Annotated in this window: 12 protein-coding genes and 1 riboswitch; all 12 genes read right to left on the bottom strand. The window is 32.9% G+C overall.

The window, feature by feature from the left end; translation table 11 throughout:
- Positions 1–20 precede the first annotated feature (20 nt).
- The 12 genes from NEH75_RS10810 to NEH75_RS10755 all read right to left on the bottom strand — a co-directional run bounded on the left by NEH75_RS10810 (position 21) and on the right by NEH75_RS10755 (position 16,139).
- Positions 21–1,298, bottom strand: coding sequence for a hemolysin family protein (locus NEH75_RS10810; RefSeq protein WP_055304810.1), 1,278 nt, complete (start codon positions 1,296–1,298; stop codon positions 21–23).
- A 182-nt stretch (positions 1,299–1,480) separates the two neighbouring features.
- Complete coding sequence (locus NEH75_RS10805; protein WP_262948868.1) at positions 1,481–2,896, bottom strand: M23 family metallopeptidase; 1,416 nt, start codon at positions 2,894–2,896, stop codon at positions 1,481–1,483.
- A 339-nt stretch (positions 2,897–3,235) separates the two neighbouring features.
- Positions 3,236–4,873 carry a glycoside hydrolase family 13 protein gene (locus tag NEH75_RS10800; protein WP_055241302.1) on the bottom strand — a complete coding sequence of 546 codons (1,638 nt, stop codon included), beginning with the start codon at positions 4,871–4,873 and terminating at the stop codon, positions 3,236–3,238.
- A gap of 147 nt (positions 4,874–5,020) precedes the next feature.
- Complete coding sequence (locus NEH75_RS10795; protein WP_055304808.1) at positions 5,021–6,199, bottom strand: extracellular solute-binding protein; 1,179 nt, start codon at positions 6,197–6,199, stop codon at positions 5,021–5,023.
- 218 nt (positions 6,200–6,417) lie between these two features.
- Entirely contained in the window at positions 6,418–7,077 is a 660-nt protein-coding gene (locus NEH75_RS10790; RefSeq protein ID WP_055241307.1) for an ECF transporter S component, read from the bottom strand.
- A 114-nt stretch (positions 7,078–7,191) separates the two neighbouring features.
- A riboswitch (FMN riboswitch) is annotated at positions 7,192–7,306 on the bottom strand.
- A gap of 78 nt (positions 7,307–7,384) precedes the next feature.
- Positions 7,385–8,092: a GntR family transcriptional regulator gene (locus tag NEH75_RS10785; protein WP_055304806.1), complete on the bottom strand. Its 708-nt coding sequence runs from the start codon at positions 8,090–8,092 to the stop codon at positions 7,385–7,387.
- Positions 8,093–8,146: 54 nt separating this feature from the next.
- A complete protein-coding gene (locus NEH75_RS10780) occupies positions 8,147–8,980 on the bottom strand; it encodes a RecX family transcriptional regulator (protein WP_262948869.1) in 834 nt (277 codons plus the stop codon).
- Complete coding sequence (locus tag NEH75_RS10775; protein WP_055241311.1) at positions 8,961–10,097, bottom strand: MGDG synthase family glycosyltransferase; 1,137 nt, start codon at positions 10,095–10,097, stop codon at positions 8,961–8,963. Before NEH75_RS10775 ends, NEH75_RS10780 begins: the two co-directional genes overlap by 20 nt.
- 570 nt (positions 10,098–10,667) lie before the next feature.
- Positions 10,668–12,557 carry an N-acetylmuramoyl-L-alanine amidase gene (locus NEH75_RS10770; RefSeq protein WP_262948867.1) on the bottom strand — a complete coding sequence of 630 codons (1,890 nt, stop codon included), beginning with the start codon at positions 12,555–12,557 and terminating at the stop codon, positions 10,668–10,670.
- A gap of 255 nt (positions 12,558–12,812) precedes the next feature.
- Positions 12,813–13,973 carry a pyridoxal phosphate-dependent aminotransferase gene (locus NEH75_RS10765; protein ID WP_262948866.1) on the bottom strand — a complete coding sequence of 387 codons (1,161 nt, stop codon included), beginning with the start codon at positions 13,971–13,973 and terminating at the stop codon, positions 12,813–12,815.
- A gap of 82 nt (positions 13,974–14,055) precedes the next feature.
- Positions 14,056–15,456, bottom strand: coding sequence for a sensor histidine kinase (locus tag NEH75_RS10760; RefSeq protein ID WP_055241317.1), 1,401 nt, complete (start codon positions 15,454–15,456; stop codon positions 14,056–14,058).
- Positions 15,457–15,458: 2 nt separating this feature from the next.
- Complete coding sequence (locus NEH75_RS10755) at positions 15,459–16,139, bottom strand: response regulator transcription factor (RefSeq protein WP_055241320.1); 681 nt, start codon at positions 16,137–16,139, stop codon at positions 15,459–15,461.
- Positions 16,140–16,155 lie beyond the last annotated feature (16 nt).

Genomic DNA, 16,155 nt, shown 5'->3' with positions numbered 1-16,155 from the left:
CAGTTGACAAAGAGCCTAAATTATTCAGTTTCCGTTTCTGATGAATCCATAACTTCAATTTTAACGCGTTTAATACGGCGATCTTCCACTTCAATAATGGTGAAAACTAAATTATGATATTGATACATATCACCGATATCCGGGATATCTTCAATTTTTGAGTACATCCAACTTCCTAATGAATAAGCATCTTCCGGAATATCTAAATCAATACCCATAATATCAAATAATTCATCTAATTCGATGTCTGCTTTTACTTCATATAACGTATCACTTTTCTTAGTAAAGAACTGTTCTTCCTCATCATGCTCATCATAAATTTCACCAACAACTTCTTCAAGAACGTCTTCCATTGTGACAAGTCCAGCAGTTCCACCATATTCATCTGCAACAATCGCTAAATGTTGCTTTTCTAATTGTAGACGAGTTAATAAGTCAGAAACACGCATTGTATATGAAACATACATCGGATCACGCATAATATCTGCAATCACGATATCTTCAGTCGATCCTCTTTCAATAATAGCAGAGAATAAATCACGCTCATATAAAATTCCTACAATATTATCTCGTGATTCATCATAAACAGGGATACGCGAATACTTTTCTTCTAAAAAGACATTTTTAATATGTTCAGTAGAATCGTGAACGTCTACAGCAATGACATCAACTCGAGGTGTCATAATATCCTTAACAAAAGTTTCACTTAAATCTAGGACACTTTGAAGCATCTCAACCTCATCTTGCTGTAATACCCCCTCTTCTTCCATTGTATCAATGATTACGTTTAATTCATCCTCAGTGACTGATGGTTCATCATCTTTTTTACGATATAACTTAGCAACAAAGTCTTTTAAAACCATAAAGATCTTAATTAAAGGCTTCATAATAATAATCATATAATAATAAATTGTCCCGATAGCTAAGGCTAAAGACTCTGAATTTTCTTTGGCATATGATTTAGGTAAGATTTCACCAAAGATAATAATAAGTATAGTCATAACAGCTGTGGCAATTGGGGCACCAGATGCACCTAAGTGTAAAACCTCCGTTGCTACAATGGTTGCCAGTGACGCTGATGCTAAGTTAACAATATTATTTCCAATTAAGATAGCTAATAAAACTTCATCAAATCGCTCGGCTACATTCAGCGCTTTTTTAGCACCTGGACGACCATCTTCCGCATATTGACGTAAACGAATTAAGTTTACGCTCGAAAAAGCAGTCTCAGAAGCACTAAAGAATGCTGATAAAATAATCATGATAACAAGTATTAAGTAATACATGGACGGGTCCAAAACAATTCACACTCCTATAATTTACTATTTTTGTATGTAGATTAATATATCAAGTTCATAGTTATTTGTCAATAAGTCGACTGGGTTTATACAATTTCACTACAAAAACAACGATAAAAAAATAAACCTCTAACCGAGTATACTTTATAGTATACTAATCGCTAGAGGTTTCATGCTTTTAATTAATAAAAATCTAATGGATTTGGTGCATAACTTGGTTGGCTACCTGTATTCGTACGAATCTCGAAATGTAAATGAGGTCCCGTTGAATTTCCGGTATTTCCAGCTTCTCCAATTGTTTGACCGCCTTGAACCGTATCACCTGCTGATACACTTAAAGAGTTTAAATGTGCATATCGTGTGTAATATCCATTTTTATGGTTAATTAAAATATTATAACCATATGCACCACTATATCCGGCACTTACAACAACTCCATTGTCAGCTGCATAAACTGGTTGTCCAATATAAGCTTGAATATCGATGGCATAATGACCACTATAACATAAATATCCACATGTGACACTACGATTTGTTGTTGGCCAAACCCAACTTCCATTTCCAACACCTGAGACAACTTTTGTTCCACGCACAACAACCTTGTTCACAGGTTCTGATAATTGTTTTTCTTCAACAACTTCTAATGAAGCTTGTGAGCCATTTTCATAAACAATTTTTGTACGTTTTAAAGACTCACCATTTTGACCTTCTTGTTGAATCTTCGTTTGTCCTTTGACCATCGTATCATCATCAATATACTCTGTTTCATAAGCAATTGTTGAAATATCTACTTTTTCTTTTTCTGTTTCAACAGTAATCATTGGATTTAATGGCGTGACATCTAACTCCATTCCTAATAGCTCTGACCACTTTAAACCTTTAACCTGAGGATTTAATAAAATCAACTCTTCTTCAGTCATTCCATGGTCATTAGCGATGTACCACAATGATGAATCTTCATCAAAAATGACAGTTTCTTTTGGTTTAGCTTCACCGTATAATACCATGCGACGTGTCTCTTCTGGTGTTAAAATTTCATCTGGATTAGCATAAGCTGTATCAACTTTAACTGCTTCTACCACTTTAGCCCCAATATATTGAGATCCTGATTCCATTAAAGGTTCAATTGGATTTTCAATATCCATAATCTTCTGTATATCCTCTTCACCTGTATAATAAACCATTAATTCTAATAATGTATTAGAAACAACATTAGCATCTTGTACAACAAAGGTTGATTCATCAATTGAAATCTTATAAGCCGATGCTTGGAAATTTGCTTTCTTAGCTACCGTTTTTAAAACAGCTTGATTATCAATTGTCGTAAGTGGTAATAAAGTTACCTCTTCTTCTAGACGAACATTTGTCGGTGACTTAATAACCACTTGTTCAGGATATTGCTTCGATAACTCTTTTTTCTGTTGAACTACAAATTCTTCATATTCTTCTTTATCTGTGATAAGTCCTACCACTTCATCATCTATATATACTCGATAAACAACATTCTGTGTTGCTAATGGCGATGCCTCTGCTACTTTTTGATGATTCCCTGTTAACATCATCGTAGCGATTAATACTCCTACAATTTTTTTCTTCATATCATTACGACCTCCATGCTTTATTACTAGTTGTAATAAAGTAGCTTTCTAGTCTTGGTGACTGTTTAGAATCTATAAATTTGTTTTACTTTATATCATTCTCTCTGTTCTTACTTTAATTGTTCCATATAATTATGTCCAAAATGTGTCCTAAAAGAGAATTTGTTCCCAAAATAAGCATAAATGAATGATTTTATCAGATTTTATACCTTTTTTCCATAAAAATGTTCCGAATTCTTCATATTTTTTATTTTACTTTTTGTATCCGCTTCCAATTGTTGTTTTTTGACTCATTGCAAAAAAAGGCACCGCTTCAACAAAAACGGTGCCTTTTAGTCATTATTTTTTTAATTCAAAGATTACTGTTTCATAAGGTCGTAATTTAAGAGATGAAAGATTATAATCTGTTGCATCATAATTTGACAGAATCACTTGATTCACTTCTCCTTCAATAGCTCTTGTTACCTCTTCTTCACTGAAGTTTGCCACTAATAATAATTTATAGTTCTCATCTTCACGAATATAAGCAAAAATTTGCTCATCATCTGGTAGTAATAACTTATATTCTCCATAAATAATCGTATCACTATATTCACTATTTTTTCGTAAATCAATTAATTTCTTATAATGATAGAAAATAGAATCTTTATTATCTAATGCATTAGATACATTAATTGATTCATAGTTTGGATTAACTTGTAGCCAAGGTTGACCTGTTGTAAATCCGGCATGTTCTGATCCATCCCATTGCATTGGTGTACGCGCATTATCACGGCCATTTTTCCAAATAGCATCCATCATCTGCTCATGTGTATAACCTTTTTTCAAATTATCTCGATAAAATTGTAATGTCTCAATATCGTTATATTGATCAAGTGATTCGAAATGAACATTCGTCATCCCAATTTCTTCACCTTGATAAATATAAGGCGTTCCTTGCATTAAATGTAAGATTGAGGCAAACATTTTAGCGGTTTCCACACGATATTCTTTATCATTTCCCCAACGAGAAACAATACGTGGTAAATCGTGATTATTCCAAAACAATGAATTCCAACCTTCACCATTCAAGGATGTTTGCCATTTACTCATAATTTCTTTAAATTTGATAAAATCAAATGTTGTTGGACGCCATTTTCCTTCTTGTGGATCCCAGTCAATAGAGGCATGTTCAAATTGGAAAACCATCGATAACTCATGACGTTTTGGATCAGAGTATAATTTCGCAATTTCAGGGGTTGCTCCCCATGTTTCACCAACAGTTAATACATCATAATTTCCAAAAGACTTATGATTCATCTCTTGTAAAAATGGATGAAGTTGTGGACCATTTCCTGTAATCTTACGATCAACCTCTTTTCCAATTAAATCTATTACATCCATACGGAAGCCACCAATGCCCTTTTCAAGCCAAAAATTCATCATTTGATGAACTTCTTCTCGTACTTTTGGATTTTCCCAGTTTAAATCTGGTTGACGTTTACTAAATAAATGGAAATAATACTGACCTGTTGTCTCATCATATTCCCAGGCTGGCCCTGAGAACGTTGAGCCTAAATCGTTTGGTACTCCACCATCTTCTGCAGGATCACGCCAAATATAATAATCACGATATGGATTATCTTTTGATTTTTTTGCCTCTAAAAACCAAGGATGTTCATCACTTGTATGATTAACAACTAAATCCATCACCAAGCGAATCCCACGAGCATTTGCTTCTTCAATTAATTCATCCATATCTGCCATCGTTCCGAACTCCGGTGCGATATCTTGATAATCAGAAATATCGTACCCATTATCATCCATCGGTGATTTATAAACGGGGGATAGCCAAATCACATCAATCCCAAGCTCTTTTAAATAATCTAATTTCTCAATAATTCCTCTTAAATCTCCTACACCATTTCCACTCGTATCTTTAAAACTTCTTGGATAAATCTGATACACGACTGAACGATGCCACCATTTTTTCTCCATAAATATATCCCCCTTTTCATAACACTAATTAAAGCGCTTCAAGTCATACTCTTATTATATCTACCCTTACCTAGAAACACAATGAACAACTTCCTAAAACCGATTACCTATTTAAATAAAAAAAGCAGGAATATTTAATCCTACTCTTTATTGAATGACACTTTCTAATTCATCATTAATACAACCAACAGCCTCATCCATAATGGATTGAATCCGATCAGGCATCATTAAAAATTGTTGTGCAGCTTGCTGAAATGGTAAATAAACATAACTAAATTCAACTTGATTCGGAAGAGGCACTGAACGGTGTAATTGTTTTTTTATCACCGTATAATAAGCATCCTGTGAAATCAAATTCTCATAATCTACAGGGGCAATTGCACGATTCATTTCATAACGAGCTGCTGCAACCTCATCAGTTAACAAGAATTTTAAGTACTCAATAGCTAACTCTTTATCTTGACTCAAACGTGTCACTTGATACGTATCAATCCTCATATAAGTATACGGCAAAATTTCCTCGACAAAGTTCGGAATCGCTTGATATCCTAAATTGGGATAAACCGTCTCTAAAGACGGAATTAAAGATGCCGGTGCAATCATTAAATCAGTTATATGATTAATAAATGACTGATATACATCAAACTCATCATTGTAAAGAAGTTTCTTATCAAGCAAATGAAGCATAGCGGTTAGCCCTTGTATCGATTCTTCCTTGTTTAGTCCAATATCATAAAAATTCGTATCACCAAAATTATCAATCCCAACCGTGTATCCTCCAAATCCAGTAATAAATGGATTAACATGATAAATACTCTGATAATCAATCGCTAAAGATACATCGGTATAATCATTTAATTGAGCAAAGGAGCTAATACCATCTTCAAATATTTCTTTATTATAAAATAGAATATCTGTTTGAGCATTATATGGAATCCCATAGTACTCACCTTTTACCTTAAATCCTGATTTAACAGTGGGTAGTATATTGAATGTTTCAAACACTTCACTAATTGGACTAATGGCATTCATCGCAACTAAATCCGAAATCAATGTGTGGGAAGCTGTAATAATATCAGGGGATTCAGATGAAGTAATATACAAAGGAAGTGTAGAGAGAACTTGTTCAGATGTGACAATTTTCATCTGTACATCTACATCGTACATTGATTCAAATCTTGGATTCAAATCTTTTAACACTTCGTATTCTTCACTGCTCACCCATACATGTAACACTTTTTCTGAACCTAATGTCAATTCATTTACATGGCGATATAAACCGATAGATACTAAGATAAATAAAATAACATATATAATCTTTTTCATCTGATTCCCCTTCGATTTTTATTAGTCTCTATATAAAATTTGATAAATAATTTACATCAACTACGAAAAAGTTCAAGAATTTAAACGTTAGACATATAAGCTATCTGTAGCAATAATAACTTTATGCTATGTGAAAACTTTACTATTTCTTATATCATTCATTATATCAAAAAAAGAGGAGGTAAACACCTCCTCCCTAAATTACATCATAATTTGTTTTATTCTGACACCACTGGTGATAATTTCAGGTTTTTTAAAATCTTTTGAAGTGCGACTAATAAGCGCGGTGCAATCATTTCATATATACCTAAAACAAGTAATCCTTTAATTGCATTGAATGGGAGATAAACAAATGCAATCGCCGCTCCATATCCTAAATCAAATGGTAATCCTGGAATAAATGATTCTAGCGTTGCCCAACCAATTACATCTGTAAACCATAATCCACCGAAGTAAATTGGTGTAATAAATAAGTAGTTACAAAGTGTTAAAATAGAAGAAAATCCAGTAATCACTAATAAAAAACGTAATGATTTGTTTACGACTGTAGTTCCAGAAAGATATTTTTTTACAAGTACGTATAAACAAGCCATTGTTGTTGAGGCAATGAATGCTGTAATGGATCCAATATGCATAGGTGTTGCACTCATTCCTAACATAATATTTACAATTGATTTAGCAGCCGCGACAATAATAGCCGGAACTAACCCAAATACCTCAACTGTTAATAAAACAATTAACTCACTTAAATCAAATTTTAAAAATGGAACGGGTGGATAAGGGATTTCAATTAACATTAAAATAGCCCCTAACGCAATAAAAACTCCTAATAAAACAAGACTTTTTGTGTTACTTAATAAATTTTTAGAGTTATTCATATACTCTCCTCCTAAATTAAGATATTTTTGTAAATAAAAACTTTTTGTGAAATGCAAAAAGATCTCACGTTAATAAATCTTCGTGAGATATATCTAAAAAAGAGTATATCAAAAACGAATCTTCTCCCATCCAGACTATAACTGTCGGCTCTGGAATTTAACCAGATCAACCATACGGCTTGCGGGCTATACCGCCGGTAGGGACTTACACCCTGCCTCGAAGATTTATTAAATGAATTCAATTTACAGTGTCATTTTAGCTCTTAGTCATATATTTGTCAACTCTGATATTGATTTTTTCTTATTATTACCATTTTCGACGTGAGTGAATCATGACCTTGTAATTTTGAGGATTTGCATAAGTCTCAACAAATTCAAGCACTTGGCCATTCATTAAAATAGACGTTAACTCTAAATAAATGAGTGGATCATGCAATGGCAGTTCTAATAATTCCGATACCTGTTCATCTGCTTTGATAGCCGAAACCATCTGAGAACCAGAAGCAATTTTAACATTCAATTCTTGATCCAGAAACGCATAAATTGAACTATGAATCACTGACTCTGGTAATTCTTTCACAACCGATAATGGAATATAAGTATGCTCAAGCGTCATTGGTCTATCATCTGCCATTCGCAGCCTTAATAAACTATGAACACGATCATTCACTTTAATTTCTAGATGCTTAGCTATCCGTTCGTCAGCTTCAATAATTTCATAATTCACAACCTTTGTATGAGGCCGCATCCCTTTACTACTAATTTCTGAAGTGAATCCAACTAACTCTGCAACCGGTTCATGTAGCTTATCATCAGCTACAAAAGTTCCAACCTTATCCTTACGATATAATTTACCTTCTCTTATTAGTGCTTCAATAGCTTTTCTAGCTGTCATTCGAGATACTTCATATTTAATAGCTAAATCTCGTTCTGATTGAATCATTGCATTAGGAACTAGCTGTTTAATATCGTCTTCAATTAATTGCTTAACTTTCAAATAGATTGGTTGTGACATTAAAAATTCTCCTTCTATCGAATTGAAAAGAGGCCCTAAAGAGCCCCTCTCTTATTATTCATCTTCTAACTCTTCACAAATACGTTCATAAACAGTTGAAATATCATCGTAGCTAAATCCCTTTCGCATTAGCGACTGAACCACTTTTGTCTTTTTCTCATATCCCATAAGACGGTGATGCTTACGATAAAGTTTTTCAATTTCCTTAACCAAAATTGGGTTCTCTTCCTCACTATCTTCTACAAGTTTAATATTTTCAATTGCCTTGTCAATGACAGATCGATTAAATCCTTTGGTCATTAAATGTTGACAAATCTTTTGTTTAATAAAGTGAGGCCCGTATTTTGTATTCATACGAATGACCTGATTAGCAAGTTTTGTTGCATGCTCAATCTGTATTTCTTCTTCATAAACTGGCATGTATTGATTAATCAAACGATCAGAAATTCCTTTTTGTAACAATTCTTGTTTGACTTTATTAGGACCTTTCTTTCCCATAATCACCTGATGATTAATATAAGAACTGGTATATTGTTCATCATTCAATAATCCCACATCAACTAAACGTTTTAAAACTTCTTGGATAATTTCAATCTCATACTCTTTAGCCTCTAGTTTCTCATAAATTTGTGCTGTCGTATAAGATTTTCGAGATAATAAATTTAGAGCATATTGATAAGCACGCCCTAAATCTAGCTTTCCATTTAGTTCTGTAATTTGACATTCATCTAATTCTTTACCTTCAACCAGACGGAACTTTAAAACTAATTCCTCATGAACAGGCAATAAAACAACATGTTGATTCGGTGTTTGAATCGCTACTTCATAATCTTGAGCTTTTAAGTGTGTTAATTTTAACACTTTATAACTACTGCTTGTAATATTCATCACTATCTTTTAACACATCCTCAACAATTGTTTTTGCAGAATATTCACGAGATAATTGCTTAATATTATTTTTCATCTCATCAAGAAGTCCTTCTTCATTTAAAATAATTAACACATGATAAATCAATTCTGACTCACTTGAAACAATGACTGCTGCATTTTTATCTGAGAAGTATTTAGCATTTTCAAGTTCTTGTCCATATACTGGATTGTATAAAATAACTGGAACACCTTTAACCGCTGCCTCCGTTAATGAAATCCCACCTGGTTTTGTCACCATTAAGTCTGCAATTTCCAATAACTCATGCATTTCCGTACAATATCCTAGCACCTTTAAATTATGATAATCTTTTGACAATTGGACTATTTGGTCATATAACTTCGTGTTATTCCCACATACCACTACGACTTGAATTTCAGGTTGTGAAGCTAAACGTTCGGCAATATCATCTACATGTGAGACAACACCATGTGCTCCAGCAGCTACTAACACTGTTCGTTTAGCTGGATCTAAATCATATTTTCTGTATAGCTCTTGACGATTTAACTCTTTATAAAATTTCCCGTGAATCGGAATTCCTGTTAACATAAATTGATTTTGAGTAAGCCCATTTGCGACTCCCCAAGCAACCATACGATTATTAGCTACATAATGACGACGAGCCCCTTTATATAGCCATAATCCACTCGCATAATAATCTGTAATCACCGTATAAATAGGAATTTTAAATCCCTTTTCCTCTAACGTATATAAAGAAGTCACTGGAAAGACACTAATAATTGCATCTGGTTCAAACGAACGAATCTTATTACGTAATGAACGAATTCCAAATTCTAAGTATGGTTTTAATATCTTAGCTTGGAATGAATCATGAACTGCATAGCTTGATCCGTAATAAAGCATACGATAAACATCTTTTCCAATCGGTTTATAAGTTTTTAAATATGCTTTTTGTAAAGTTTTAGATAGGGTCGGAAATTCTTCAGAGTATAAATCATATTCTTCAACAACCACATTATTATGCTTTAAAAATTCCTCCGTTAATGAACTAGAGACTTGTAAGTGTCCGCTACCAAAAGGAGCAGTTAATATTAATACTTTCTTTGGATTTTCCATTATTTCCTCTCCTTTTTAATGAGTTTCTACTAATATAAAATGTTAAAAATCTAAACAATATGATAACATAAAATACATTTTGTATCCATTATTATTCAGAGACACTTTTAAAAAATTCTGTGACTTATATACCATCAGTTTCACCAAATTCCATTCAACTTATTTTTATTTTGCTCCCCCAAAAAGTGTATATTCTATCTATAATGTATAAAAAGTAGTCACCGTTTACATGAAAAAATTTTACGAATACTACGTTAGCTTGTATTTATGATGTTTTAACATTTTAATTTTAGACAACTTAATATAAATGATTTATCACCTTTTACACAGAAACAGAAGTATATTTTACAATTTCTAATCAGTCTTAGTTCATTAACTGCTAGAGGATGGGTTGCCTCCGCTACGGAGTGAGTTAATGAACTCGTAACTTTCCTCGACTACTAGAGCTTGAGTAACCTACCGTTTTCAAACAAAATTTATTTACCGTTGGTAGGCCCCTCAAAGTTTTTACGTTGTGAAAAACTTCGAAAGGACTTACATAAAGTAAAAAGAGTGGATTAACCACTCTTTTTACTTTTGATATTTAATACCTAGATATTCGACAGTTGCCTTAACAACTGCTTCTCCCCACGCTTGCCAATTTTCAATCCACTCTTTATAATCTTTTGAATTATCTAAATAAGCATACTCAATTAAAATTGTTTCTGCACCATAATTCGGAATCATTGTGTAATTCTCATTATAATCTAATAGTGCTGAAGACTGCGAAAGACGACCACCCGTCTCACGAATGATATATAAAAAATCCATATAATCACTAGCACAACCATATTCAATTTCATAAGTTGTTCCTGTACATAAATAATACTTCTTATACGATCCTTCTGATACTCTAAACTCATTTTTTTCAGCATCACGAGGATCTTGTCCAGCCTTTGTTAAACTAGTTGCGATTCTTGAAGCCCAATCATTATCGGCAACAACTGAACTATAAATCTCAAACCCTTCTAACGACTTATCAAAAGAGTTTAAATGATTCGATAACATATATTTTGTTTGATAACGATAAACTTGTTCCACACGACCTTCATCAAAGAAGGGAGATTTCCCATAATCAAAATTTCCTGGACCCGCCGGATCTAAATCATCGGTACGCGTTAATTTGACCTTTAATCCATGATCCTCTAAACGCTTTGCAAGATACTTCGATAACTTGAGCGCTTCCTCTGCCTCCGTTAAATCACCCGCCACTGTTCCACCGTCTAAACCACCATGTCCTGGATCAATCAAAATATCATAAACATTCTCAGGTAACTCATCTACTTTCTCGATTTTAAGCGATAACTGACCATTTTTTGGTTGAAGTGTCACTTGATTAGCCTTTTCATTTCTCGTAACGGTATACCACGTTTCACATAAAGAGTCAGTCACATATACGGGTAGATTATTAATTTTTATAATATATTGATCCTCCGCTAAATGGGATAACTCAATCCCTTGATTTCCTTGAGATAAATAAGGCTCATCCACAACAACACGTCCTGAGGAATTAACGAGTTGATACGTTGAAATCTCCTCTTTTAAATCTAATTTTAAATGAAGTGATTCCGCATAAAAATCATGGTCGGCATAATTATAATGTTCTAAATTATTGTTAATCAAAATCAAATCCTGTTTCTCAAATACCAAATTAAATGGTTCAACATTTACTTGATTCACTTGAAGATCTGTATCTTTAACTGACGTTGACAAAAGAAGTTTATTAACGATAGTATCCATCTTTATTGAAACCGTTGGACTATCCTTGAACTTCTCCATTGGAATTGAGACCTCAAGAATAACGGAATCCTGATTTTGACTGATGATTTCTGTTCTTCCTTGCGAACTGATTTGATTAACTAAATCAACGGCCTCATACATTATTGATTGTGTATTAAATTCTATGTTCGAATTTTTTTGAATTTCATGTTCAAATGATAAGATATCATTTTCAATCTTTAAATTAGAGACCGATTGTTCTAACGTATCATTATCTGAAAATGTATTAATAACCTTTTTGACTGTATTTGAAAAAACTAGCCCCTTCTTCTTCGCTTTAAATGTTACCTCATAAGCTTCATTTGGTTCAGTTAATTCAACCTCAAACTTATTTGAACCCGATTCTAACACATATTTCTTATCATTTACTGTAATTTGAATATCTTTATACTTATCGGCAGCTAAGGATTCCCATGTTAATGATAATTTATACATGCTCTCTCCCTCAACCGGATTTAAATCATCCGTCAGTCCGATATTTACTTCTACTTTATCTGTCAGTAATGCTTTAATTCCAAAACCAATCCCAAAAAGAATAGTCAAGCAACTAAGAACAAAGATGGTAAATCGTATCTTATTAATTCTGATTCTTTTTCTACGCTGATTTGGACGATAACTATATCCTTTATTATTTTTTTTCATTGCCATCTCTCTTTCAACTAAGCATTTCTTAATCTATCGTTTAAGATGCTTCATTTCAATAGATTATCAACTTGAATTCTCTCCATTTTCAAGTCTTCTATATAGAAGCAGATTCATCATTGACATGATCTACATCCAAGTTAATGCCTTAAAACATGATGGACACAGACTATCTATAGAAGCTATAATCATCTAAACTCAATAGATATAAATTCTGACAGTATTTTATCATAAATAGTTAGCTTAGTTATCATTTTACAAACTTTTTCTAAAATTTTGTATACGGGCAATTCCTTCTTTTAAAACTTCAAAATCACAACAATAAGACAAACGAACATATCCAGAATCCTGCGCTTCAAATGCAACACTCGGAACAAGTGCTACTCGTTGTTCTTTTAATAATTCAATAGCGAACTCATATGAACTTAAGCCATAATTACTAGCATCTAGGTATAAATAAAAAGCACCTTCTGGTAAAACAACCTGTTTAAAATATGGTTTTAATTGTTCATATACATAATTACGATTACGCTTATAAAGAGAGCAAATGTTTTTAGTTAATTCTGGATGTTTCAAAGCTTCTAACGTCGCATACTGAGAAATCGTTGAAGCTGAAGCTACAAAGTTTTGATGAACAACTGCAACAATCTGAATGTATTCTTTTGGTCCTAATACGTAACCAATACGCCATCCAGTCATGGCGAATGATTTAGAAACTCCATTTAAAATAAACATACGATCTCTTAAATCCTGATAATCTGATAAAGAAGGACATTCAACTCCATCAAATACAATCTCACGATAAATTTCATCACTAATCACAAAAATAGGATGATCCTTAATACATTCATAAATAGCTTCATTATCTTCCTTAGAAAAAACTTTACCTGTTGGATTACAAGGTGAATTTACTAGAATCGCTTTTGTTTTTGGTGTAATCAGCTCACTTAATACATCTGATTTTACCTTCATCTCATTGGCAATCATATCATATAAAACAACTTTTCCTCCGTACATCTTAACATTACTGTTATACAGTGTGAATGATGGTGAGAAGATAATCACTTCGTCACCTTCTTCTAAAATTGTTTTAAGCACCGCACTGATTGGCTCCGATACCCCCGTTGTTACAACAATTTCACTTTTAGGATCGTAATCTTGATTGTAATGGGTTTGACAATATTCTGCGATAGCTTCTCTTAATTCTAAAACGCCGTATTGATGTGAATAACCGATTGGGCTTCTCATGATACGTTGATGTAATCCCTCATGAATTGTTTCATAAGTATGGTGTGATATATGGGGTTCCCCTAGCGTAAAGTCAATCACATTTTTATAACTATCAGCTAATACTTTCATTTCCCTAATAATTGATGGCTTAACTGTTGTTGCATGACTATTAATTTTAATCTTCATGTCATTCTCCCCTTTTTCTCACTCTATATTTAGTTAATAAAATAGCCATTTGGCTAAGCAAATGACTACTTTACATCCCTACTTATTCATCAAAGTCTGGATCAATATTTAAATCGAAGTAAAACTTCACCCCACGATCAGTATTCATGACTCCATACTTACTGTGATGCATCTTTAAAATTTTACTTGTAATTAATAACCCAAGACCTGTTCCCCCACTATCTCGGTTTCGTGACTTTTCAAGACGATAGAATGGTTCCCAAATACGATCGATTTCAGCTTCTGGAATAAAAATCCCTGTATTTTCAATCTCAAATCGAACTTTATCATCATAACGTTTCAGTGTCACATATATATGGTCTCCATCTGGAGTATAGCGAATTGCATTTGAATATAAGTTTGTTACAACTGTCATAATTTGCTCTGAATCTGCCTCAACATAAACATCATCTAAATCTAAATGAATATGTAGATGTTTCTCGCCCATTAGATGTTCCACTTTCTTATTTAAATGCTCAACCAGCATCTTCAAATTGAAACTACTATATTCTAAAAAATCTTCTGGATTTTCCATCTTCATATAATTTAATGTATCTTGAACCATCATCGTCATTCGATCAACCTCTTCAATGATCGATTCTAGCTGTAATTTCACATCATCCTGTGACATAGGTTTTGATTTTACTCGTGTTGCAATCCCTTTAATAATGGTTAACGGTGTTTTTAATTCATGAGAAATCGTTGAAAAGAAATTTGAACGCATTTGTTCAAACTCACGCTCACGTGCAATATCATCTTGTAAACGCTCATTCGCAACCTTTAACTTCGTTAACGTATTATTTAAATTATCACTCATTATATTAATATTCGTTGCCAGCTCTTTTAATTCATCATCAGATGTCACTTCACATTTTTCTGTAAAATTGATATTTGCTATATTTTCTGTTACCCGCTTCATATGAAGTAGCGGTTTTGTAATATGTTCGGTCAGCCAAATGGCAAAAAACAGAACTAAAATCGCGAGAATCATAAAAATGAAAATATAGTAATTCGTGAAAACTGATAACATTTCCCCTAAGACCTGCAAAGAATAAGAAACCTCAATAATCCATTGCTCTCCACCCTTAAACGTAATCTTCGTATAATAGTGATATGTTGTCACATTTTCTTCATTCTTGGATTCAAAGAAAATATCATTATCAGTTAAACGATCTAAATTTAACTGCGAAGTATTTGAACTATGAAGCTTGTATTGAACTAAATACTCGCTTTTAAGCTCATTCATATACGAAAAAAAGTCATTGGTGTGTCGCTCAAAATTGGGGACTTCTTCTTTTATATCGTAAACGAGCTGATAAATTTGATTTTGTTTATAACTTGGATAAGCAAAATCATAAAAATAATATTGGGCTGCGATGTCTAAACTAATCGTTGCAAAAAACAAGCCAAAAAGTAATAAAAAAATCTTGGTAGCTAAGCGCAACTTTAGATCACCTCAAATTTATATCCAACTCCAAATACCGTATGAATGTACTTCGCGTATGTTCCTAATTTTTTACGGATTTTTTTAATATGTGTATCCACGACTCGGGTATCACCGAAATAATCAATTCCCCATACCGCATCTAGAATACGATCACGATCTAAAGCAATACGGTGATTTTCAATTAAAAAGACTAATAAATCAAATTCTTTTGGTCTAAAATCGATTAATTCATTATCAATACGAACCGTACGTGATAATTTATTCACAACTAACCCATCAAAAGCAAGCTCATAGGTTTCTACTTCATCTTCTTCATTCACACGAGCTAATAGACGATTGATTTTTGCTACTAAAACTTTATTATCAAATGGTTTTGTAACATAATCATCCACTTTTAAATCATAACCTTTAACTTGATCTTCCACACTAGAGCGTGCTGTTAAAATCATGACTGGCACCTTAGACACTGAGCGAATCTCCTTTAAAACAGAAAACCCATCTCTTCCTGGCATCATTAAATCCAAGAGCACTAAATCAATTTGTTGTGAATGGAATAAACGTAGTGCTTCCTCCCCATCTTTAGCTTCAATCACTTCATAATAATCCGTTAAAAAATCCACTAAAATCTCTCTAATTTTCACTTCATCTTCCGCCACTAATACTTTATATCTTGTACTCATCCTAACACTCTCCAAT

The organism is Turicibacter sp. T129 (genome assembly GCF_025594975.1).
GTDB lineage: Bacteria > Bacillota_I > Bacilli_A > MOL361 > Turicibacteraceae > Turicibacter > Turicibacter bilis.
The sequence above is the reverse complement of the archived record's forward strand: the minus strand, read 5'-3'. Positions and strand labels throughout refer to the sequence as shown.